The organism is Flaviaestuariibacter flavus, assembly GCF_004337505.1.
GTDB classification, from domain to species: Bacteria; Bacteroidota; Bacteroidia; order Chitinophagales; family Chitinophagaceae; genus Flavisolibacter; species Flavisolibacter flavus.
In genome coordinates this window covers 348,970-371,543 of record NZ_SJZI01000008.1, presented here as the reverse complement: position 1 = coordinate 371,543, position 22,574 = coordinate 348,970, and the positions used below count along the sequence as shown (strand labels likewise).

General features: G+C 57.4%; 21 protein-coding genes and 1 tRNA gene. 8 read left to right on the top strand and 14 right to left on the bottom strand.

From position 1 onward, the window contains the following. Positions 1 to 73 precede the first annotated feature (73 nt). Positions 74 to 529 (top strand): GNAT family N-acetyltransferase, encoded by a 456-nt coding sequence (locus EPD60_RS05920; protein ID WP_131447817.1) that lies wholly within the window; start codon positions 74 to 76, stop codon positions 527 to 529. Here the strand turns inward: EPD60_RS05920 and argH are convergent. The 8 genes from argH to EPD60_RS05880 all read right to left on the bottom strand — a co-directional run bounded on the left by argH (position 526) and on the right by EPD60_RS05880 (position 8,809). After that, on the bottom strand, positions 526 to 1,830 hold the full coding sequence (argH, locus tag EPD60_RS05915) for an argininosuccinate lyase (RefSeq protein WP_131447815.1): 1,305 nt from the start codon (positions 1,828 to 1,830) through the stop codon (positions 526 to 528). The two genes, EPD60_RS05920 and argH, sit on opposite strands and share 4 nt — an antisense overlap. Further along, positions 1,827 to 2,897, bottom strand: a complete 1,071-nt coding sequence (locus EPD60_RS05910; RefSeq protein ID WP_131447813.1) for a M20/M25/M40 family metallo-hydrolase — start codon at positions 2,895 to 2,897, stop codon at positions 1,827 to 1,829. The genes argH and EPD60_RS05910 overlap by 4 nt, the downstream gene beginning before the upstream one ends. Next, entirely contained in the window at positions 2,890 to 3,672 is a 783-nt protein-coding gene (gene argB / locus EPD60_RS05905) for an acetylglutamate kinase (protein WP_131447811.1), read from the bottom strand. The genes EPD60_RS05910 and argB overlap by 8 nt, the downstream gene beginning before the upstream one ends. Beyond that, entirely contained in the window at positions 3,669 to 4,628 is a 960-nt protein-coding gene (locus EPD60_RS05900) for a Rossmann-fold NAD(P)-binding domain-containing protein (protein ID WP_131447809.1), read from the bottom strand. Before EPD60_RS05900 ends, argB begins: the two co-directional genes overlap by 4 nt. A 10-nt stretch (positions 4,629 to 4,638) precedes the next feature. Further along, positions 4,639 to 5,805, bottom strand: a complete 1,167-nt coding sequence (locus EPD60_RS05895) for an aspartate aminotransferase family protein (RefSeq protein ID WP_131447807.1) — start codon at positions 5,803 to 5,805, stop codon at positions 4,639 to 4,641. 20 nt (positions 5,806 to 5,825) lie between these two features. Further along, the gene (gene argC / locus EPD60_RS05890) at positions 5,826 to 6,800 is read right to left on the bottom strand and encodes an N-acetyl-gamma-glutamyl-phosphate reductase (RefSeq protein WP_131447805.1); all 975 of its coding nucleotides are present in this window, start codon (positions 6,798 to 6,800) and stop codon (positions 5,826 to 5,828) included. Continuing rightward, a complete protein-coding gene (argG, locus tag EPD60_RS05885) occupies positions 6,790 to 7,989 on the bottom strand; it encodes an argininosuccinate synthase (RefSeq protein ID WP_131447803.1) in 1,200 nt (399 codons plus the stop codon). Before argG ends, argC begins: the two co-directional genes overlap by 11 nt. A gap of 124 nt (positions 7,990 to 8,113) precedes the next feature. Then, positions 8,114 to 8,809: a GNAT family N-acetyltransferase gene (locus tag EPD60_RS05880; protein WP_243647770.1), complete on the bottom strand. Its 696-nt coding sequence runs from the start codon at positions 8,807 to 8,809 to the stop codon at positions 8,114 to 8,116. Between the two features lie 477 nt (positions 8,810 to 9,286). Between EPD60_RS05880 and EPD60_RS05875 the strand changes: the two genes are divergently transcribed. Beyond that, the gene (locus tag EPD60_RS05875; RefSeq protein WP_131447799.1) at positions 9,287 to 10,117 is read left to right on the top strand and encodes an SDR family oxidoreductase; all 831 of its coding nucleotides are present in this window, start codon (positions 9,287 to 9,289) and stop codon (positions 10,115 to 10,117) included. A gap of 2 nt (positions 10,118 to 10,119) precedes the next feature. Here the strand turns inward: EPD60_RS05875 and EPD60_RS16860 are convergent, their stop codons facing one another. Beyond that, entirely contained in the window at positions 10,120 to 10,290 is a 171-nt protein-coding gene (locus EPD60_RS16860; RefSeq protein ID WP_165871426.1) for a hypothetical protein, read from the bottom strand. Positions 10,291 to 10,462: 172 nt separating this feature from the next. Between EPD60_RS16860 and EPD60_RS05870 the strand changes: the two genes are divergently transcribed. The 3 genes from EPD60_RS05870 (at position 10,463) to EPD60_RS05860 (ending at position 13,297) form a co-directional block, all read left to right on the top strand. Next, positions 10,463 to 11,134, top strand: a complete 672-nt coding sequence (locus EPD60_RS05870) for a DUF6766 family protein (protein WP_243647769.1) — start codon at positions 10,463 to 10,465, stop codon at positions 11,132 to 11,134. Between the two features lie 124 nt (positions 11,135 to 11,258). Continuing rightward, complete coding sequence (locus EPD60_RS05865; protein WP_131447797.1) at positions 11,259 to 12,515, top strand: putative DNA modification/repair radical SAM protein; 1,257 nt, start codon at positions 11,259 to 11,261, stop codon at positions 12,513 to 12,515. After that, positions 12,515 to 13,297 carry a TIGR03915 family putative DNA repair protein gene (locus tag EPD60_RS05860; protein WP_243647768.1) on the top strand — a complete coding sequence of 261 codons (783 nt, stop codon included), beginning with the start codon at positions 12,515 to 12,517 and terminating at the stop codon, positions 13,295 to 13,297. The genes EPD60_RS05865 and EPD60_RS05860 overlap by 1 nt, the downstream gene beginning before the upstream one ends. Here the strand turns inward: EPD60_RS05860 and EPD60_RS05855 are convergent. Beyond that, on the bottom strand, positions 13,291 to 15,045 hold the full coding sequence (locus EPD60_RS05855; protein WP_131447795.1) for a M61 family metallopeptidase: 1,755 nt from the start codon (positions 15,043 to 15,045) through the stop codon (positions 13,291 to 13,293). The two genes, EPD60_RS05860 and EPD60_RS05855, sit on opposite strands and share 7 nt — an antisense overlap. Positions 15,046 to 15,211: 166 nt before the next feature. Between EPD60_RS05855 and EPD60_RS05850 the strand changes: the two genes are divergently transcribed. Then, positions 15,212 to 15,285: transfer RNA gene (locus tag EPD60_RS05850), tRNA-Met, on the top strand. A gap of 332 nt (positions 15,286 to 15,617) precedes the next feature. On the opposite strand, the gene EPD60_RS05845 is transcribed toward EPD60_RS05850, so the two are convergent. Together EPD60_RS05845 and EPD60_RS05840 are read right to left on the bottom strand one after the other, a co-directional pair. Further along, positions 15,618 to 16,076 (bottom strand): DUF4265 domain-containing protein, encoded by a 459-nt coding sequence (locus EPD60_RS05845; RefSeq protein ID WP_131447793.1) that lies wholly within the window; start codon positions 16,074 to 16,076, stop codon positions 15,618 to 15,620. A gap of 333 nt (positions 16,077 to 16,409) precedes the next feature. Further along, entirely contained in the window at positions 16,410 to 16,709 is a 300-nt protein-coding gene (locus EPD60_RS05840; protein WP_131447791.1) for an RNA recognition motif domain-containing protein, read from the bottom strand. A 567-nt stretch (positions 16,710 to 17,276) separates the two neighbouring features. Between EPD60_RS05840 and EPD60_RS05835 the strand changes: the two genes are divergently transcribed. Continuing rightward, positions 17,277 to 17,519, top strand: coding sequence for a hypothetical protein (locus tag EPD60_RS05835; RefSeq protein ID WP_131447789.1), 243 nt, complete (start codon positions 17,277 to 17,279; stop codon positions 17,517 to 17,519). 455 nt (positions 17,520 to 17,974) lie between these two features. Here the strand turns inward: EPD60_RS05835 and EPD60_RS05830 are convergent, their stop codons facing one another. Next, a complete protein-coding gene (locus EPD60_RS05830; protein ID WP_131447787.1) occupies positions 17,975 to 20,608 on the bottom strand; it encodes a TonB-dependent receptor in 2,634 nt (877 codons plus the stop codon). Positions 20,609 to 20,778: 170 nt separating this feature from the next. Further along, positions 20,779 to 21,603 carry a GLPGLI family protein gene (locus EPD60_RS05825; protein ID WP_131447785.1) on the bottom strand — a complete coding sequence of 275 codons (825 nt, stop codon included), beginning with the start codon at positions 21,601 to 21,603 and terminating at the stop codon, positions 20,779 to 20,781. A gap of 320 nt (positions 21,604 to 21,923) precedes the next feature. On the opposite strand from EPD60_RS05825, the gene EPD60_RS05820 reads away from it, so the two are divergent. After that, the gene (locus EPD60_RS05820; protein WP_131447783.1) at positions 21,924 to 22,409 is read left to right on the top strand and encodes a hypothetical protein; all 486 of its coding nucleotides are present in this window, start codon (positions 21,924 to 21,926) and stop codon (positions 22,407 to 22,409) included. Positions 22,410 to 22,574: the final 165 nt, after the last annotated feature.

The following is a 22,574-nucleotide window of genomic DNA, read 5'->3' as shown; positions in this document are numbered from 1 at the left end:
CCCCGGCCTGCTTTTTTCATTTTGCTTCTGAACCGGGATTGCCAGATCCGGCAGGCGATGCACTCGGCTTTCTGTGTTGCTCCAGCACGTGTATATCGATACCTATGGCCTCGAAGGTGTGAGCCCTGAGTTTGCCAACTTCATGAGCACGCGCTTTTCCGTTGAGCGCATCAATTTCCTGATCGCTGCCGCCGTGCTCACTGTTGCAACCTTTCGGGAGAACCTCATCGGGGCTGCCGAAATAGTGCGTCCTGCGCGCTGTCCGCTGAACCGGCTCTCCGGTACGGAGTCGAGCAAGCTTTACGTGCTGGAGCGTTTTTGCGGCCAGGGCGTTGGGTATGCCCTGCTTCGGTGCGTGGAGGCACTTGCCGCGGCCGATGGCGACCCGCAGCTATGGCTGGAGGTTTGGAGCCGCAACCCGAGAGCAGTCGCATTTTACGAGCGCCAGGGCTACCGGGCTCTCGGAACGGTGCCCTTCCGGATGGAAGTCAACTGCTACGAAAACCTGGTCCTGGCAAAGGCACTTTAGGCGTCGAAGCGCGCTGCCACTTTCTCAAAGGCGGCGCGTATTTGCCCGGTAGCAAGATTCCCGATACTGCCCTCGTGCACATGGTGCAGTGGCCTGGCAGCATCCCATTCAAATACACCTTGCTCGATGTCGTTGCCAACCTGGCGGTAGGCTTCGCGGAAGGGGATGCCCTGGTTCACCAGCTCATTAACGGCTTCCACGCTGAATACGTATTTATACAGGTCTTCGCGCAGGATGTCGGGGCGTACCTGGAGCTGCTCCAGCATGAGGCGGCACAGGCGCAGGCAATCCGTCAGTTCGCCGAAAGCCGGGAAAAGGATCTCCTTGGTGAGTTGCAGTTCGCGGTGGTAGCCGGATGGCAAATTCGTGAGCAGCAGCGTCAGCTCATTGGGAAGTCCCTGCAGGCGGTTGCACTTACCTCGGATCAGCTCGAAAACATCGGGGTTTTTTTTATGGGGCATAATACTGCTGCCCGTGGTAAGGCCCGGGGGGAAGGAGATAAAGGAAAAGTTCTGGTTCAGGTAGAGGCAGCAGTCCATCGAAAACCGGGCAAGCGTGGAAGCGATCGCGGCCATACCGGTTGCCACGAACTTTTCCGTCTTGCCGCGGCTCATCTGCGCATAAACCGAGTTGTAGTGCAGCGCGCCAAAGTGCAGCAGCTCGGTAGTGCGCGTGCGGTTGAGCGGGAGCGAGGAACCGTAGCCGGCGCCGCTTCCCAGCGGATTCTTGTTGGTAACTTCATACGCAGCCGCCAGCAGGGTAAGATCATCTACCAGGCTTTCGGCATAAGCCCCGAGCCACATGCCGAAGGAGGAAGGCATAGCCAGCTGCAGGTGGGTATATCCCGGGAGCAGCACCGCGCGGTAGCGCTCACTTTGCTTTTGCAGGAGCGAGAAGAGTCCTTCCACCTCGTCGCGAAGGGTGCGCAGCTGCGCGCGCAGGAACAACTTGATGTCGACCGCCACCTGGTCGTTGCGGCTGCGGCCGCTGTGAATTTTCTTGCCGATATCGCCGATGCGGCGTGTCAGCAGCAGTTCCACCTGCGAGTGCACATCTTCAACGCCTTCTTCGATGCGGAAGGTGCCGGCCCCGATCTCCGCCGCTATTTCCTTCAGCGCATCCACGGCCTGCACGGCCTCTTCGCGGGTCATCAGTCCAACCTCGCCCAGCATCGTTACGTGCGCAATGGAGCCCTGTACATCGTAAGGTGCCAGGAGCAGGTCGAATTCCGTATCGCGGCCAACGGTAAAGGCTTCGATGATGGCGGATGTTTCGGTATTGTCTTTTTGCCAGAGCTTCATACGCTTTGCTTTAGAAGTTCGATATATAAAGTGATGGCCTCGCGGATCTCGGAAAGGAGGATGTATTCGTCGGCCGTGTGGCTTCGGGCCGAGTCGCCGGGGCCGATCTTCAGGGCGGGAAACGGCAGGAGCGCTTTGTCGGAAAGTGTCGGCGAGCCGTAGGCGCTGCGGCCCATTGCTTTGCCCGCGCGCACCAGCGGGTGGCTATCGGCGATCACGCTGGAGCGCAGGCGGAGGCTACGCGGGCGAAGCTCCGCGCCCAGCTCATGCCGGAGGATGGCTACGGCTTCTTCCAGGGTATACAGTTCGTTCACACGCACATCAATTACATAGCGGCAGGTATCGGGCACTACGTTGTGCGCTTTGTTGTCTGTTTCAATCACCGTCACTTTTGCCGATACCGGGCCGAGCAGCGGCGACACACGGTCGAAAAGGCCCTGCTGCAGGCGGGCGATGTCTGCCATCGCATTCAGGATCGCGCTTTCGCCTTCGTTGCGGGCAGCGTGTCCTGCCCGGCCTTTCGCCAGGGCATCGATCACTACAAGTCCGCGCTCCGCCACTGCCAGCTGCATGCCGGTGGGCTCGCCCACCAGTGCGCCATCGATGGCACCAAGCTGCGCAAGCACCGAGCTGATGCCGCCTGCGCCGGAAATCTCTTCTTCTGCCGTAGCTGCGAAAACGAGGTTAAAGCCCGGGTCTTTCCCGTAGAAATACAGGAAGGCGCCCAGGAGCGCCACCAGCGAGGCGCCGGCATCGTTGCTGCCAAGACCGTACAGGTGATCATCCACCACGTCGGGCGAAAAGGGGTTGCGGGTATAACCGGGGGCGGGTTTCACCGTGTCGTGGTGGGAGTTGAGCAGCCAGGTGGGGCGGTCGGCGCGGAAGCCGGGCGAGCGCGCGATGATATTGTTACCGTAGCGTTCCGCCGGGATTCCTTTTTGTTCCAAAAAGGTGGCAACCAGGGCTGCTGTCGCGTCTTCCTCGCGGCTGAAGGATGGTGTGGCGATCAGCTGCCGGAGCAGTGTAGTCACTTCCGTGAAGATGGTATCGTGCGTTTTTTCAGTCATGTACAATGCGGGTGCCGGCCGTGCCGGCCACCAGTTGGGGCAGTTCGCCGGCATTACCGATAATCACTTCAGACACACCGGATGCGAGCGCTGCGAAGGCGTTATCAAGTTTCGGGATCATGCCGGCCGAGACGATCCCTTTTTCTTTGAGCTCAAGGTAAGCCGCGGGCGTGATTCTCGGGATCGCTGAATCATTGTCGGCCGCATCGCGCAGTACGCCGCGTTTCTCAAAAGAATAGAGGAGGTGCACTTCGTAAGCCGCGGCCAGGGCCCGGGCTGTTTCCTGTGCGATGGTGTCGGCATTGGTATTGAGCAGCTGGCCCTTCCCGTCGTGCGTAATCGGGGCCAGCACCACCGCGTCGCCGCCTTCCAGCAGGCGCTGCAGGAGAAATGCATTAACGGCGTCGACGTCGCCTACAAAGCCATAGTCCAGCGCCGAGCGGCGCTTGTGCGCGCGTACCGCATCGCCGTCGGCGCCGCTGAGCCCGATGGCGGGGCAGCCGGCGGCCTGCAGGCGGGCCACGATGTTTTTATTTATGTAGCCGGCATATACCATCGTAACGATGCGCAGGGTTTCGGCATCGGTAATGCGGCGCCCGTCTACCAGTTGTTGCGGCACATTCATGGCCTCGGCCATGCGGGTGGCGAGCTTGCCGCCGCCATGCACCAGCACCTTAACGCCTTCCACCGCCGCAAACTGTTCCAGGAATGTATCCAGGGCGGCCTCGTCGTCGATGACGTTGCCGCCGATCTTGATCACATAAGCCCGCTTCATTTTTTTCGGTTTTGCAGGATTTCGGAAAGCACGGCCTGTGCCGCCCATACGCGGTTGCCGGCCTGTTGGGTAACGATGCTGTGCGGGCTGTCGAGCACTTCGTCGCTCAGCTCCACGTTGCGCCGCACCGGCAGGCAGTGCATCACCAGCGCATCGTTGGTGGCTTTGAGCTTCTCAAGCGTCAGCATCCAGCTTTCATCGGTTGAGAGCAGCTGACCGTATTGTTCATAGCTGCTCCAGTTCTTGACATAGATAAAATCGGCATCGCGAAGGGCCGCATCCTGGTCATGCGTAATGGTGGCACCCTTCGTGAATTCTTCCTTCAGCTCATAGCCTTCCGGGTGGGTGATGACGAAATCGGCCGCGCCCCAGGCGTTCACCCATTGGGCGAACGAATTGGATACGCATTGGGGCAATGCTTTTACGTGGGGCGCCCAGGTGAGCACCACTTTCGGGCGACGCGGCTCGCGGAAGTGCTCCGTGATGGTCACCAGGTCGGCGAGGCTTTGCAGGGGATGAAGCGTGGCGCTCTCAAGGCTTACCACCGGGATGCCGGCATATTTTACAAACTGCGTGATATAGCGTTCGCTGTAGTCTTCTTCGCGGTCTTTCAGCGAAGGGAAGGTGCGGATCGCAAGGATATCGAAGTACATGCCGAGGATCGGGGCGGCATCTTTTACATGTTCTACCGTGGTGCCATTCATGATGGCGCCGTCGGTAAATTCCAGTGCCCAGCCTTCCGCACCGACGTTGAACATGATGGCTTCCATCCCCAGCTGCTGCGCCGCTACCTGGGTGCTGAGGCGTGTGCGCAGGCTCGGGTTCAGAAACAGGCAACCGATGCGGGCGCCTTTGCCGAGCGAGGCATGGCGGTAGGGCTCGGCCTTGTAATCCTGGGCGGAACGGATGAGGGCGGGTATATCGGTGACGTCGGCCGCGGAAAGAAATTGCTTCACGGTGTTGGTTTTATGCGGGTGAGGAAGTAGTGGCAGCGGCTTCCAGGGCTGCGATGCCTTTGCGCAGTGCTGCAAGGAAGGTGTCCGTTTCTTGGGCACCGAGGCTCAGCGCCGGCAGCAGGCGTACTACGTTGGGCTTGGCCTCGCCGGTAAAAATGTGCTCGTGGTGGAGCAGGTGCGCGCGCAGGGCCTTGAGCGATGCCGGCAGGTCGAAGCCGATCATCAGTCCCTTGCCGCGGATGCCCTCCAATTGCGGTATGGTTGCCAGTCCTTCCATCAGCGCTTTACCCTTGGTGGCGGCGTTTTGCATCAGTTCTTCCTTTTCGATCACCTCCAGCACGGCGAGCGCGGCCGCGCAGGCCAGGTGGTTGCCCCCGAAGGTGGTGCCGAGCATCCCGTGCTTCGGCGCCATGTGCGGGGCAATGAGAATGCCCCCGATCGGGAAGCCGTTGCCCATGCCTTTGGCCATGGTGTAGATGTCGGCGGCAACGCCGGCCCAGTCGGCGGCGAAAAAGCGGCCGGTGCGCCCGTAGCCGCATTGCACTTCATCGGCAATGAAAACGGCGCCATGCTCCGTGCAAAGCGAGCGGATCGCCTGCAGGAAGGAATCGGTGGCAACGGTGATGCCGCCAACGCCCTGGATGGATTCGATGATGACGGCGGCCGTATCGGTTCCATGGCTGCGGAACCACTCGTGCAGGGCGTCTTCGTCGTTATAAGGCAGAAAAACAATGTTCTCCGTTTCGTTCACCGGCGCTACGATGGCCGGGTTGTCGGTGGCGGCTACGGCCAGCGAGGTGCGCCCGTGAAAGGCCTTGGAGAAGGCAACCACTTTGCGGCGGCCGGTATGGAAGGAGGCGAGCTTCAGCGCGTTCTCGTTCGCTTCGGCGCCGCTGTTGCAGAGAAACAGCTGGTAGGCCGTGCGGCCGCTCACTTCACCCAGCTTGTCGGCAAGCGCCTGCTGCACGGGGATCTTCACGGAGTTGGAATAAAATGCGATGCGGTGCAGCTGCTCCTCGATGCGGGCCACCCAGTGCGGGTGCGTATGGCCGATACTGATCACGGCATGGCCGCCGTACATATCGAGGTAGCGGTTGCCGGCATCGTCCCATACATAGCTGCCTTCGGCACGGCTGATGGTAATATCGTTGAGCGGGTATACGTCGAACAGTTTCATGGTGGAATGCGTTGGCTCGCTCAGAAGGCGAGTGGTTTTAACAGGAGGCCCGCGGTTTCATCGAGGCCCATCATCAGGTTGAAGTTTTGTACGGCCTGCCCGGAAGCGCCTTTCAGGAGGTTATCGATGGCGGAATGCACCACCAGTTTCCCATCCACCACTTCGGGTTGCAGCACGCACTTGTTGGTGTTCACCACCTGCTTCAGGTGTATGGGACTTTCGCTGACCGTGGTAAACGGGTGCCCTTCATAAAATGACCGGTACAAGTCTGTCGCCTCCTGCTGGCTGCCGCTGAAATCGACGGTAGCGCTGACGAAGATGCCGCGCGGAAAGTCGCCGCGCCAGGGCACGAAGTGGAGGCGGAAACCTTCGGGTTGGAGGCTTTCCACCGATTCGCCGATTTCGCCACCGTGCTGGTGTGCAAGGGTTTTATAAGCCTGGATGTTGTTGGCGCGCCAGCTGAAATGCGAGGTCGCACTCAGTCCCTGGCCAGCCCCCGTGGAGCCGGTGATGCCGGTGACGAACGCTTCGCCGAGGCCACCCGCTTTGGCAAGCGGTAGCAGGGCGAGTTGGATGGCGGTGGCAAAGCAGCCGGGGTTGGCAATATTATGTGCGTTGCGAATCGCATCGCGCCGTAGTTCCGGCAGGCCATAGGTGAAAGAGCGTTCACCGATGCCCGATTTGGATTGAAGACGGAAATCCTGCGAGAGGTCGATGATACGTACCGAAGGGTTGATCTCATTTTGCCCGAGGAATTTGCGGGCCTCGCCGTGCCCGACACAGAGGAAGAGCAGGTCCACGCCCGGCTGCAGCACGCTGCTGAAGGTGAGCTCGGTTTCGCCCAGCAGGTCGCTGTGTACGCTGTGCACCGGCGCGCCGGCACTGCTGCGGCTGTGTACGAAGGCGATCTCCGCGTGCGGGTGCCGGAGCAGGAGGCGGAGCAGCTCACCGCCGGTGTAGCCGGCGCCGCCAACGATGCCCACCTTAGCTTTCATGGCCGCTTTCTTTAACCTGTTGATAAATGGCTACCTGGTTGCCGAAGATCTTGCTGAAGCCGCGCACATCGTCGCCGGTCCAGCCGCTGTTCATCTCCCCGTATTTGCCGAATTTGGCGCTCATCAGGTCGAAGGGCGATTCGATGCCGGTAACCTGGAAGCGGAAGGGGAGGAGCTGTAGAAATACGGTGCCCGTAACCTGCTCCTGGCTGCTGGAGAAGAAGGCTTCGATGTCGCGCATCACCGGGTCGAGGATCTGGCCTTCGTGGAGCCAGTTGCCGTAGAAGAGCGCCAGCTGGTCTTTCCAGTTGAGCTGCCACTTGGTGAGCACGTGCTTTTCGAGCGCGTGGTGCGCCTTGATGATAATGAGGGGAGCAGCGGCCTCGAAGCCCACACGGCCTTTGATGCCGATGATGGTGTCGCCCACGTGGATGTCGCGACCGATGCCGTAAGGCGCGGCCAGCTCCTGCAGGTTGCGGATGGCGTCAACCGGGTGTTCGAAGCGCTGCCCGTTGACGGCTACCAGCTCGCCTTTTTCAAATTGCAGCTGCACGTCTTCGCTGCCGGTTTTGGTGGCAGGCGTCGGCCAGGCTTCCTCGGGCAGGGCGCCATTGGAATGGAGGGTCTCTCGGCCGCCCACCGACGTGCCCCAGAGGCCTTTATTGATGGAGTAGACTGCCTTTTCGAAATTCATCTCCACTCCTTTGCTTTTCAGGTAGGAAATTTCTTCCTCGCGGCTCAGGCGCAGGTCGCGGATTGGGGTGATGATTTCAAGTCCCGGAACAAGGATGTGGAAAATCATATCGAAGCGCACCTGGTCGTTGCCGGCGCCGGTGGAGCCGTGGGCCACGGCATCGGCGCCGAGGGCTTTGGCATGTTCGGCGATGTGCAGGGCCTGTACGAGGCGCTCCGCGCTCACGCTGAGCGGGTAGGTGTTGTTCTTCAGTACGTTTCCGAAAACGAGGTAGCGGATGATCCGTTTGTAGTAAGAGCGGACGGCGTCGACCGTGGTATGCGACTTTACGCCCAGTTTGTAGGCATGGGCTTCAACCGCTTTGAGCTCCTCGTCGGAGAAGCCGCCGGTATTGACGATCACGCTGTGTACCTCATAGCCTTTTTCTTCCGTGAGGTACTTGACACAGTAGGAGGTGTCGAGGCCTCCGCTGAATCCGAGAACAATTTTTTTCATGTGGTGAGTGGTGAATGGTCAATGGTGAAAGATCAATGGATGTCGCTTGCCTGGTACATCAGGAAATTTCTCTGGTGAAGTGGCGCTGGTTTGCATTGACCATTGATCATTCACCATTGAGCCCTTAGTGTAACAGGTTAAAGAGAAACATTTTCAGCTTGCGGCCGGAATTGCGGTCGATCTGCAGGCGCTTGAGGAAGCGGTTTTGCTTAAAGCGGAGGAGGCGCTCAAACACCGGCTTGCGCTTTTCGAAGTCTTTCTTCACTTCTTCAACAACCACGTGCTCCTTGGGGTCGAACAGCATGGCGGTGCAGAGGCAGTTCTTACGGCCTTTGCTCATGAGGATCTCGTAATTAACGCAGCTTTGGCAGCCGGCCCAGAATTTTTCGTCCTGCGTGAGCTCCGAATAGGTCACCGGCTCATAGCCAAGCTCGCTGTTGATCTTCATCACGGCGAGGCCGGTGGTGAGACCGAAGATCTTGGCGTCGGGGTATTTTTCGCGGCTCAGCTCGAAGATCCGATGCTTGATGCGCTTGGCCACGCCGCTCTTGCGGAAAGCCGGCGACACGATGAGCCCCGAATTGGCCACGTACTCGCCTTCCCAGGTTTCGATGTAGCAAAAGCCTACCCAGTCGCCTCCTTCGGTAAGGGCGATCACCGCTTTGCCTTCCTCCATCTTCTGGGCCACATAGGCCGGGCTGCGCTTGGCAATACCGGTTCCCCGGGCCCTGGCGGAGGCTTCCATTTCGTCGGTTATAGTTTGCGCATAAACCGAATCAGAGGGCGTTGCCACCCGTACGATGATTTGCTGTTGATCCACGATGTCCAAAAGAGTTGTAAAAAAGGATAACCAATCCCAAGAAAAAACCGTTCCGCAAACGTTCACTGATAGGGGCCAGGGTCAGCGGCTTGTCCTATCAGGATCCACGTCGCGACAAATAGCGGAAAAGGTCAAAGCACACATCATACATCCGGGTCTGGGCCGGTGTAAAGAAGATGAAGTGTTTGGTATGTGTGCCTGATTGCATGAGCGCCGCAAATATAAGAAAACCGGGGATGGTACGCCGGCTTTCGCTTTCTCACGCAAAATTAATGGGTCGTGAACTGCATTCACGTTAAATTTTTTCAGCTTCCCGGCGCCCTCAATTGAGGGCCTGGGCCCGCGTCGGTAGCGCTTACGGGTTAACTGCGCCGAAGTGTAAAGGAAACTGCTTACCTGCCGGGCACCACCCACCTTCGGGCCGCCGTCCCGATTTTCGCGGGCGTCATTTCTTTTTGCCCGAGTTTTGCAGGCGCTATGAAGGATCAACGCAGCAAGCAGAAAGTTATCGTCATTACCGGCGCATCGAGCGGCCTCGGCGAAGCCATGGCCACGCATCTCGCGCAGGCAGGTCATATCGTGTACGGCACCGCGCGTGCCCTCGAGGGCCAGCAGCGTCCTTTCCGCACGCTGAACCTCGACGTGACCGATCCCGAAAGCATTTCAGCCGCCTTTGCCCGCGTGGTGCAGGAGGCCGGCCGCATCGACATGCTGGTGAACAATGCCGGCCTTGGTATCGCTGCCCCGGTGGAGGAGCTTTCGCTCGCCGACGCGGCGCGAGTTTTCGATACCAACGTGATGGGGGTGATCCGCACCTGCCAGGCGGTGCTGCCCCTGATGCGCCGGCAGGGCCGCGGCCGCATCGTCAACATCAGCTCCATCGGCTCGGAGATAGGGCTGCCTTACCGCGGCCTGTACAGCGCCAGCAAGGCGGCTGTTGACCGGCTTACCGAGGCCCTGCGCACCGAGCTCGCTCCCTTCGGGGTGGAGGCCTGCGTGGTGCAGCCAGGCGGGGTGCGCACCGACATCAACCGCAACCGCATCCGGGTAGACCTTGCCCCGGGCAGCCCGTACAAAGAGAGCTTCGAGCACACCTACCGGCTCATCGACGAGAGCGTGTCGGGTGGCCTGCCGTTGGAAGCCTTCGGCATCCTGCTGGAGAAGATCCTGGAAGCACCGCGCCTCAAGCGGGTATACCGCCTCGGCAAGCCCCTCGAGAAATTCTCGGTGCTGCTGAAACGCCTGCTTCCGGCGCAGACCTTCGATAAGATGATCGGAAAGCATTACGGCCTCGGCGGCCGTCCGTAGAACTACGGGCAGGAAACACCCTTCTTTATTTCTTCAAGCTTTATTCGCAACTCGCGGATACTGGCCCATAGCATTGCCAGCTCGCGTTCGGGCGCTTCAAGCGTCAGCAATTCGGCGTAGCGGTCTTCCAGCTCGGAGATCGATGCCGTGATGGATTGGATGCGTGGTTCCATGATGTAGCGTTCAAAAAAACGTCAAGTGCGTAGGAGACAATGGGTTGACTGAGCCTAAGGTAAGCTCATTTCAAGCGAATCGCCCCGTTGGCTGCGCATTTTATCATCCTCTTAAGCACCAGCCCGGCGGTGGCATCCCGTTTGTAATACAATCCTGAAAGTGGAGGTCGATTTGGCTAAACAAAAACGTAAAAGCAATATTTGGCGGAACAACGGCCTGACCATCGTGGCCTTTGCTTTCTTTCTGCTCACGTTCGTGGGCCAGCTTTTCTCAGGCGTTCTGCAGTACAACGAAGAGCAACAACAGGAGGGAGGTGCGCCGGTGTCGCTGGGAAAATACCTGGCCACGGGTCATTTTATCGAAGCGACCTTTGAAAACTGGGAGAGCGAGTTCCTGCAGATGGCCATGTTCGTGGTGCTCACCGCCTTCCTTTACCAGAAAGGCTCCGCCGAATCAAAGGATCCTGATAAGGACGAGGAGGTAGATCACGACGACAAGCCGCCGGGACCGGATACGCCCTGGCCCGTGAAGAAGGGCGGCTGGATCCTGAAGTTCTATGAAAACTCCCTCAGCATCGTGTTGTTCCTGCTCTTCCTGCTTTCGTTTGTGCTGCACTGGTATGGCAGTCTCAAATCTTTTAACCAGGAGCAGGCACGGCTGGGCAAGCCGCTCGAGTCCGCCTTCCAGTTCCTGGGTAACAGCAAGCTTTGGTTCGAATCTTTTCAGAACTGGCAGAGTGAATTCCTGTCGGTGGGCGTCATGATCCTCTTCACCATTTTCCTCCGCCAGAAAGGTTCCGCCCAGTCGAAGCCGGTGGAAGCCCCCGATTCGCAAACGGGATAAAAATGTCGCAGTTTTCCGCCCGGATTTTTCCATTCATTAAACATTCGTTAGGAGCATCACAAAGCGAGCTGCGCCGACCCTTTTTTGCTAACCTGTTTAGTAAATTCGGGGATCAAACGGACCTATGAACGAACGGGTGTTGGAGAAGCTTTCGATCCTCGCGGATGCGGCAAAATATGATGTTTCCTGCAGCTCCAGCGGGAGCAGCCGGAAGAACAAGGAAAAGGGATTGGGCAATGCCGAAGGCATGGGCATCTGCCATGCGTACACCGAAGACGGACGCTGCGTGTCGCTGCTGAAGATCCTGCTCACCAACCACTGCATTTTCGACTGCGCTTATTGCGTGAGCCGCCGCAGCAACGATGTGAAGCGCGCCGCCTTCACCGTGGAGGAGGTGGTGGACCTGACCATCAATTTTTACCGCCGGAATTATATCGAGGGGCTTTTCCTGAGCTCGGGGATCTTCAGGGATCCCGACTATACGATGGAGCGCCTGGTGCAGATTGCGAAGAAGCTGCGCACGGAGCACCGCTTTAACGGCTATATCCACCTGAAGGCCATCCCCGGCGCGAGCCCGGAGCTGCTCGAGGCCGCGGGGCTTTATGCCGACCGCCTCAGTGTGAACATGGAGCTTCCGACCGAGCAAAGTTTGCAATTGCTGGCGCCCGAAAAGAAGACCGAAGATGTCATCCGGCCCATGACCGTGCTGAAGGAGCGCATCATCGCCAACCGCGACGAGCGGAAAACGCTGGTGAAAGCGCCGCTCTTCGCGCCGGCAGGCCAGAGCACGCAACTCGTGGTGGGCGCATCGCCGGAAAGCGACCGCCAGATTCTACTGCTCTCCGATTCTTTTTACAAGAACATGAAGCTGAAGCGCGTTTATTACTCCGGCTATGTGCCCATCAGCGACGACAGCCGCCTGCCCTCCATCGGAACGCCGGTACCCATGATCCGCGAAAACCGGCTTTACCAGGCCGACTGGCTGCTGCGTTATTATGGTTTTGACGTGAACGAGATCCTTGCAGCCGACGAGCCTTTCCTGGATCTGCAGGTGGATCCGAAGCTGCAATGGGCGCTGCGCAACCTGCACCAGTTCCCGGTTGATGTGAACACCGCCGACCTCGATCTCATCCGGCGGGTGCCGGGCATCGGGCTGAAGTCGGCGCAAAAGATCTGGGAGGCACGGCGCTTCACAAAGCTGACCTGGGAGCACCTGAAACGCTTCAATATCGCTGCCAACCGGGCCCGCTACTTCCTCGACCTGCGTACCGGCACCGGCCTGCGCCGGGAGTACAGCGCCGACCAGATCCGCGGCTTTATCCTGGGCGGCGCGCAAAGCAAGTACGCCGCCAATCATTCACCGCAGCTTACCATTTTCTGATGCTGCAGACGGTGTTGTATGACGGCAGTTTCGAAGGCTGGCTCTGCGCGGTGTTCGATGTATTCGATTATAAATTCGAAGCCGTAGACCTGTGCCGAAGAGACCGCTTCCAGGGAACTATTTTTGGTGCCGTGCACGAAGCGCGTTTTCTTGAAGCGCATGCACAGCGCGTGTGGCGCGGCCTGCAGCGCAAGCTGAGTGCCGAAGGACTGCAGGCGGTATCCCAATGTTTCCTTGCCGACGAGGCGGGAATCGCAAACACGCTGCTGCGCTATGTGAGCTACGTGTTTGCCAGTGAAGGATCGGTAGAGCAGGACTTCAGTCACCCGGATGTACTAGCCGTGTCGCAAGTGGCGCGCAAGGTATGGAAGGAGCAGCACCGGATGGAGGCCTTCGTGCGTTTCCAGAAAACGGCCGATGGTCTTTATTATGCGCTGATTGAGCCGGACCACGACGTGTTGCCGCTCATCGCCAAGCATTTTACCACCCGCTATGCCGACCAGCGCTGGCTGATCTACGACGGGCGACGGCGCTACGGCATTCATTACGACGGCGCGCGGACGCATGCCGTAGAAATACAATTTTCGGAAGCCGCCGCCGGCGGGCGCGAAGTGGCTGCCGTTTATGACCCGGAAGAAGCTTTTTACCAGCAGCTGTGGAGGCAGTATTTCAAAAGCGTCAACATCGCCGCCCGGAAGAACACGCGCCTGCAGGTGCAGCATATGCCTCGGCGATACTGGAAATACCTCGTGGAAAAGCAGCCGGGCAGCACCCGCTATTGACCCCGCAGCCAGGCTGCGCGCAGGCGTTCCATTGCCGGCGAGGTCCTTGCGGGCGTAAGGTGCACCGCCTCCCGTGTGGCGGGCGTGACGGTTGCCCGTACCAATTGAGGGCGCCCGTCTTTTCTTATGGCAACACCTACGATCTCGCCCACCTTGATTGCCCGCATCCGGCTGAAGAATTCGCGCTGGGTGGTCACCGTACTGCCGCCAAAGGCGAGCAACTCGTCGCCGGTGTGCAGACCCGCGGCTGTCCAGCAGCTGTTAGGGCGGTTGAGCCCGAGCCGCAGGATCCCCTGCGCGTCCTGCCAGGCATACATATCGACGTCGGGGCGGGGCGCGCCGCCGCTGCTGTCGGTGACGGTTTGGCGGGTGAAGCGCCAGCCCATTTCGGCCAGTGTTGCGGCAACCGGCAGCTCCCGGCCGTTGTTGATATAGCTGTTAAAGAACGTATCGAGCCGGCAGCTGCAAATGCTTTCGGCCTCCTGCTTTATATCTGTCTCCGTAAACCCTTTACCGCGGAAGCGCTGGTAAAAGCGCCGCATGAAATCGTCGAGCGTTTTTGCGCCGCCGGTGGCCGTGCGGATCTTCCAGTCGAGCAATGTGGCAATGACCTCACCCTGCTGGTGGGGGCTGGCGTTGTAGTCGCCGAGGCTGCCCGGGGTGGCGTTGGCGTCGAGGCTCACGCGGGCGGGCGGCAGCAGGTAGTTGCCGCTGTTGCGGTAGTAGGATTCGAGCACCGTGCGCAGGTGATCGGCGCGGGTGCTGTCCGGAACCGGCAGCCGCGCGCGGCGCAGCAGCAGGTCGGCATAATAAAGCGTGAAGCCTTCACTGAACCAGAGCTCGCGGGCCGGGCCGGGGTTTTTCCAGGTCAGCCCGCCATAGCCCCTGGGGCGCAGGGCCACCAGGTTCCAGGCATGCAGGTATTCGTGTGCGATATCCGCCAGTTCCTCCGCCCGCTCCGGCCCGCGCAGTCGTTCGGAAGAAACGCCGAGCGTGGCGCTGGCGGCGTGTTCGAGGCCGCCATAGGCGCTGTCCTGCAGCAGAAACCAGTAGGATTTGAAGGGGTATCCGCCGAAGAGTCGCCCGGCTTGCGCGGTCAGCGCCATGAGCTCGCTGTTGAGTTTATCCAGCAGGCCGTCGGCGGCCGGTGAGGCATAAGCGACCACGTGCGTCGCCTCTTTGCTGAAATGACTGCGGGAGGCGATGCGGCCGGCGAGGATCGGCGCATCCATGAGCGCGGCGATATCCGGGGCGCGCCAAAGGCCCGGCGCGGCCGGCGCCAGCGCCGTAAACACTTTCCAGTCCTGGGGCAGCTCCAGCTGCACCTGTGCTGCCACTGCCGGCATCGAGGTGGGGTATAGAAAGGTGTGCGGCCCGCCCAGCAGGGCGATGCCGCTGCCCAGGTGCGGGCGCCATGCGGGACGAAAGCCTTCGGCCTGTGGCAGCTCCACGCGGTAGCTGACCAGGGCGTCGCCGCCGGCTTCATGGGTGAGCTCCCAGAGCGCGCTGTCGAGGCGACGAACGCTGCCCCCGGCAACCCTGAGGTCACGCACGTAGCGCCAGTAGCGGTCGTCGTATTCGGGATGTGCGTAGGTGGCAAGGTTGAAGACTTTAGGCGCGCCGGGCACGGTGAGCTCCACACTGATGGTACGCCGCGCCGTGTCGGGCCGGACGCGGTAGGAGAGTGCCTGCTGCGCGGCGGCAGTGCAGGAAAGAAGCAGCAATAACAGGAAGGCCGTGATGCGCATACCAGGGTTTGCGAAAAGGTACGTATTCCGGAATAGATTGGGGGCGGCGTCATCTCGGGTTTGTTTGCACCCTGGTTCCCGATTTTCGAATTTAGTTTGTTGGAAACGGCTGATCTCCTTATTTTTGCAGCCCTTTCCGCCACGGCTACAGCTTCGGCGGACAGTGGCCGAGGTAGCTCAGCTGGTTAGAGCATCGGATTCATAACCCGAAGGTCGGCAGTTCAAGTCTGCTCCTCGGTACCTCAAAAGCCCTCCAATCGGAGGGCTTTTACTTTTACACAAATGCATCGGATTTATATCCGCCGGTTGGCGGACGGCAGTTCAAGTCTGCTCCTCGGTACCTCAAAAGCCCTCCCACCAGAGGGCTTTTTACATTGGAGTCTCTGAGGGATATCTGCATACAGGCAGTGGGCGATCACAATCTGTTGCCCGGTGCCTTAGGGAGGCTTCCGGTTTTTCGGCAAAAGCCTCTTTTACTTTCGGTTCAGATTGTTGTCGAACCGGATGTGATTTGGAAATAGATATTGGTGGCCTTTTCAAAGTGACTATTACGAATTAGCGGCCAAAAAATATTAATTCTTTGTACAAGAAAGTAAATGTTCATCGCTGATACACGCATGCCGATATGCAATTATTTCACTCTCGGCGTATTTTTCTAAAATGCTTGTCAATTGGGAGAAATTTATCCGAGGCGGCACGTCAACGACCAGGTAAAATTCATCGGCGCGCGTGGTGGCTTCGATGCCCAAATCATGAAGGGTTTTGAGAAGTCTCTCAATGAATTCAGGTTTTTTTATCATGATTTGTATCACACTATGGCCCGACGGGGAGATAACTGTATCGACGTAGAAATTTCCATTGTCTTCCTCCAATAAAATAATATCTCCAAAGGCCACCGCATGGGAAAAGACAGGAATTGAGGAAACCAAATAGTAATCGCCTATTTGCCGGCACAGCACTTTTTCAAACTTCAGCGTACCGTTGTCGTCATAAGGGAGATCTATTTTAATATTTGGGCGGGTTGTATCCATTGCTTGGGTTGAATTTTACACTTGCGTCATTGCTTCAGGTATCTTCCGTGAACGCCTCGCAGCAAACTTATCAGTGTGCCCGAATCCAGGAACATAAGACCGGAGGAAGATCCTGGTGAAATTAACGGGCCGGAAAACCCGCATACAGAGTTGTTAGCCAATGATGGCAATAGTGTAAATCTCCAGAGTATTCCGGTTGCGTATTAAGAGCTGCAGGGTATTCTCTTTGCGATACTTGTGCGCCACCTTCCGAGAGGGTATTTGGCGTTCTTTGCCGGCTGGGGATAAAAAAAGCCCGGTTCAGAACCGGGCTTTTTTTGACGTAGGATGCTATTAATAACGGTTGTTATTGTAATTACCACCACCGCTAAAATTGCGGGCGGGAAGGTCTTCTTTCGCCTTGGCTTCCGATACTTTGATTGTTCTGCCATCAAAAGAAGTTTCGTTCAGTTCGGCGATTGCTTTTCTGGAAGCAGCGTCATCCGACATTTCAACGAAACCAAAACCTCTCGATCTGCCCGTTTCGCGGTCAGTTATGATTTTAGCAGTAGTTACCTCTCCATAAGGAGCGAAAAAATCTCCCAGATCTTGATCCTGCAGGTTGAAGCTCAGGTTCGAAACATAAATGTTCATGTTCTTGTGTAATTAAAAATTTAAAAAGCTTGAGGAAAGCAAGAAGTAAGGGACTAACTAAGGTGCGGTTGAAGCAGGATAATTAACGATCACTAATGCGAGGCTCAAATAACACGGTGAAAGTAGGCTTTTATTCCGGAAGGATGCGCCAATACTTTGCTAAACCTCAAACGGTCAATGGTAACAAAGACCCAGGCCGACCCGTTCAGATCAGTAACAGGCCCCATAGATCATCGTGCCTTGCCGTCCGGCACGAACAGAATTCTTCGCCGGATTGCCGTGCACTCCGGATCTTGGCTATTTGTTGAGGTTCTGATGCGGCGGAAAGCGGTTGGGCACCTCACTGCTGCAATAGGCGAGCGTTTATCTACACCGGTGAGTGCAGCAACGAGCCATGCCGGTTCGTTGTAGTCGCCCTGGATCAGTTTGGCGCGTATTGCTTGCAAGTGGGCTGCTTTGGCGACGTCGCGAACGTGTATGGAGATTTTGTTCAGGGATCACTCTTTTTCTTGTTGTCCAATAATAGATTTGTAAAGACGCCGTACAAAAAAGGTTTAAATCATTATCATGAAATATAGGGTAGAGAAATTAAACTCAAGCATATGCTCGATAAAGCTGGTTCCAGAAAGTGCTGCAGAGGAAAGGCTGCTCACGCAACCGGAAAAGGAAAGCACGTTTCTTCTGCACTACCAGCAGGCACTATCGAAATACGTTCACAAGGATGCTGCTTTCCTGGAAATCGTCAGCGCTGATCATTACCCCTCCCACGTTCTTGTTCGTTTTCAGCTCGCAAGTGGTATTGGAGCCTAGTGTTCGTGTCTCCACCCGCAGTTTGACCATGTTAAATAGGTTAAATCCGGGCAGCCACTAGGTCATGCAGGATAAGGTGCGAACCGCGTAACATCGGATTTGAATAGAAGCTCATTTTAGCCCAGCTAGCCGAATTAGATTACTCAGCAAGTCAGCTATTTGTCTCTTTCCCGGTACCTCACAGAGCCCTCCATTGGAGGGCTTTTTGTGCATTGGATTCATATCCGCCAGCCGGCGGATGGCCCTTCAAACCGGCTCCTCTGAATCGGTTCAAGCCGCGGATGAAAGTCCACGGCTTTTTCGTTCCGGTACCCAACGAGCCATCGATCGGGAAAAGCCGGGGGCAGTTGTTTTACGGTGGGTGGCCTGGCCGAAATAATAAGTGCGATCGTCGCCTGGCGGCGGTTGCGGCCGAAACTTCTTCCGGAAATGAAAGTACGGGCACCCGGCGCCGGTTAGAAAGTGAATGCGTATTTCAGCAGCACCTGGAAAGGGCGCGTTTCATAGCGCCGGAACAACGACAGGTATTCGAAGGAAGACGCCCAGGTATAGGATCGCGTATCCAGGATATTGGTGGTGCTCAGCTCCAGTTCCGACTTGTTTTTCAGGAAATACCGCAGCGATAAATCCGTGAAGTTTGCCGGCTGCCGCTCCGTCGCGGTGCCGCTGATGACATAATATTCGGAAGTGACGCGCAGGATCAGCTTGCGAACCGGCGCATAGTTGACGGAGGCGACGTGCCGGGTTTGGGTGGCCTCGAAAAAGTTCTTTTCCTGATCTAAGCGCGACCGGTTCCTGGATATCACCAGCCGGTAATTCAGCGACAACTTCTCGCTGAGGCCGGATGAAACGCCGGCGCTGAAGTTGAGGACGTTCGTCCGGGAACGGACCATACTGTTTTCGAAGAATTGGGGTGCTGAGCTGACACCATAATCCATCGCGATGTTGGTCGCGGTTTTCAGCTCCCAGATGTATTTGCCCACCGACACCGCGACGCTATTGTTGCTGGTGGTGTTGCGAACCGCTTCCGCCGATCGGTCCTGCAGCTGGCCGTTAAAGCGGGTCCGGTCGATGAGGCCGCTCGTGATCTGCGACCGGGTATGCGAAACCGACCACGAAAGCCCCTTCACCGGGTTGTTGTACGAGAGTCCGAGGGTTGCGGAAAGCAAATCCTGCTTGTCCACGAGGGCATTATTCCGCGTTGCATTGCGATACGTGTTGAAAATATATCCCCGGTAGGTAGAAAGGATGTCGGTGAAATTCTGGCTGTACGCTATCGAGCCGTCGAGTGTCATCTTTTTTAGGACCCTCATCGAACCCGAAAGGAAAGGATTGACGATGACCCGCTTGCGGCTGTCGCCGAAGGAGTGCAGCGAATCGCCGTAGGACAGGAAATTGATCCCCCAGGGTAGCTTCAGCTTTGCAGAAAAGACCTCGTCCTTATAGCTCCATTCGCTCTCCTGGTACAGGAAGAGGTTGGCTGAATTCAGGTCATTGGCGAAGCTGTCGGGCGCATATTTGGATTCGTCGGCGTACCGGAACCGGAGGTCGGAACCAACCGATGCCAGCTGGCCGGAAACCCCGACCTTGTATTGCTTCTGCACCCGTTTACCGAACCCGCGGACCGCGAAATAACTTTCGGCATATTTCAATTCGTAAATGCCCGTTTGTGAAAAGCCGTCGTACCCGGGTGCGGTATTGAAAATTGCGGGATAAAGCCCCGGCAACACTTCGAGGCGCTGCGCGTTGCGGTAGTACCCTGCTACGGAATACAGCTCCTGCGCCAGCTTACGATTGGCCCGGATAAGCCGGGAACTGAAGCGGAGGTCGAAGAAAGGGTTCGTCAGCGTCTGCCCGATGAAGCTCGCGCCGTTGTAGGTATCCGATACGTCTTTTGCGTTCCAGAGTTTTACCCGGACACTATGCGCGGCATATTGCTTTTTCTGGTTCTTCTCCAGTGCTAGGTCGGCTTCGAAGCGCTCCATATCGGTGCGCATTCCAACCCGTTCGTCGATACCAATCGTTGCGGTCGGCGTTTTATACACGGATGCCTGTTCCATTGTTTTCCGTATCCTGTCGTTCACATAGCTCGCATGCAGCCGCAGGGTTGCCTCTTTGCGCAGCGGGAACAGGTAATTGCCGGAAACTACCGACTGGCGGTTCAGCAGGTAACGGCTTTTGTTGATATCCGGGGTGCCCGGGTTGGGAATTGCAAGCAGGTCGCGCTTTGCAGTCCGGTTCCGGGTGAAGCCGGTATTCTCGTTGCCATTGAGCGATGCGAGGTCCTGGGAATTGTCGGCGCCGGTATTGTTGAACTTCGCCACATTCAGGAACTGGAGGTTCCGCCTGAGCCGGATGGCGACAACCTGGTCTTCGGAAAGCAGCGGCGTGGCACCCAGGCCGAGTTCCGCCCGCCCGATAAGCCGCATCCGGACATTGTTTTTCAGTTTGATGTTGATAGCCGCCCGGTTGGAAAGGGCAAAGCTGTCGAGCGCGCGTATGGGCTGGTGATTTTCCAGGATCTGAACCTTGTCGACATATTCCGACGGCAGGTTGCGGTTGGCAAGGCTATAGCGGTCATCGAGCAGGTCCACGCCCTCGATATAGTATTTGATAATCGGGCGCCCGTTGTACAAGATCTGGCCGTTGGGACGCACTTCAATGCCCGGAAAACGGGCAATAACATCGCCGATGGCTTTGTCGCCCAGCTGCCGGAACTGGCCGGCCTGGTATACGATCGTATCCCTGCCGGCTACCACCGGGCCTGTCTTTACGTTGAATTCCGGCAGCTCGATCGGTTTGGGCGCGAGCACGATCCGGAGGCTGCTCTGCGCGCTGCGCGCCAGATGCAGCAATTTCGGGCCGTATCCGATCAATGAAAAGGTCAGCTCCAGCGAATCCGAAGGGCGTGGCGGGTAACGGAGCTCGAATAGTCCGTCGTTGCCCGAAAACGCGTATGCGATGATGGCTTTGGATTTCGGGTCGGTGGCGGTTACCGACACGCCGCTGAGCGGGAGGCTTTCCGGGTCGGTGACGCTGCCCGCCAGGCGGACCTCTCCCTGTGAAAAGGCCTGGTCACCGGCCAGCATCAGAATAAGAACCGCTGGCGGCAGCCCATGGCTATGGTCCTGCTGCTTTTGCGGGCAGCGGGCTTCAATGGCGTGAAGCTGCCGTTCATGTACCTGTTGATTGCATTTTCATCGGGAATAGGGTCACCTGTAACTTTTTCTTTGCCACGCAGCCGGGATTCATGGGTCCTTTATTCGAGCTCCAGCGGCATGTATTTGCGTTTTGGCGGCGGCGGCGGATTGGTCTGGCCGTCTACGCTTTTGGTGTGGTACGTGATTCCCTGGCTGGCCGAAAAGCCGTCCGGGTCCTCGATCATAAAACGGGTGAGGCGCCGGTGCTCCTTCCGCGAAATGAACGAAAAGTTGGATTGGGTAATGAAGACCGGCGCCGGCTGCTTAAGTACCCGCAAAGCGCTGACCTGGTAATCAAACAGCTTCTCGGAGTCGCAGATGCGGAGAATAAGCCCGGGCAGGCCGAAAAACTTATGGGGACCGGCAGAAACAGGGATCTGCGGCGTGAACCAGGCTTCGTAGTTGCGGCCGCGAAAAGAAGTAGTGGCCCTGATACAGTGGTAGCCGAAGATATTCAGGGTGTCGGTAAGGATCTGCCACGCAACCTGTTTCAGTGTGTCGATATAGCGGTAGTTGTAAAAACCAAGCTTGTCGGCAACGGTGAAAACATTGGTGCGGGTGCTGCGCAACATCACCACCGTAGAACCGGAGACGGGCGCGTTTCGGAGGTCAATCTTGTAGGATCCGCTCTCGTCATTTTTCTGGCGGTTGAATTGTTCGGTCAGCATCGAGTCGATGATCATCCGGTTGGCGCTCAGGAATTTCGTGTACCGTTTCCCTACATCAAGCACGAAAACATCGTTCAGGTATGGCGTTTTTGTCGTGTCGGACCGGAAATAAAAATTATAGTGTACCCTCAGGAAGGCACTGTCGTATACCTGGGCACCGGCGCGTTGCGGAGATGCCGCGAGGAGGAGCAGGATGATCGAAAGCAGGAGTTTCATGCTGGTTGGTATTAAGTCACGGTTTCATGGATACGAAAATCAATTTACCGAAAAAGTAAAAAAGGTGGCGCACGGGCCGCCACCTTTTTAATTGCGTTACTGGGCGGGTTGAGCTGCCCTTTGAATTGTCCGTTCGCACATTGCCGAAGCGGTTACCATGACAGGGACAAGCATCGGAATCAGCGGCCTTTTTCTAACCAGTCAGATTCAACAAGCCTCAGATGTGCTGGAAGCTCAGGCTAAAAGCATAATACGGAATTAACGCTCTTGGCATCCCCTTTGGTCGACAGTCCGAAAAGTTCATGACCATAACAGATTCTATGAAGCGCGGTGCAATTGGTTTATCCTCGTTGGGTCTCATGCAGGAGCTTATCCATGCGGTTGAGAAAAAGTCGGGCCGCAAGCTGATGCCTGCGGTATCAGGTAATCACCATCATAAAGGCAAAGGAAAGATGAGCCACACACAGAACGTGGAGTTCGCCCTTGAGCTTTTGACGGCGGCTATTGCTTTTGGCCTGATCGATGCCAGTAATAAGAAAGACACGCTGCTCTGGGGAGGAATTATTGGTGGGGCGCTTGGACTGGGTACCCTTTGGTGGCACCGCCGTCAGGGAGATAGCGACCTGGGGGCATTGGAACCGTGGGAGCGGGAGGAGCGATCAAAACCGGTAACCGGAGGCAGCTTCTGGGGCGACGTTCTTTCCGTGGGTTTGTACACGGCCAGCGGTCTGCTGGCGGGCGCCTATACGGCCAAGGGTAGCCGCAAGCTGCTGAAAAAGTTCAGGAAGCAGTTTAAGAAGAAATAAGGAAATAAGGTCTGCAGCTGCCCTGCAATTGGAGTAGATCCGGTTGACCGTATCTCAGGAGCGGACGCGCTATCTATAGCCGTCCGGGCAATTGCATTTAGAGCGAAAAATTGACAGCCCTGAAAGCACGACAATGTGAGCCAGGATGTTTTTGCTGATGGCACT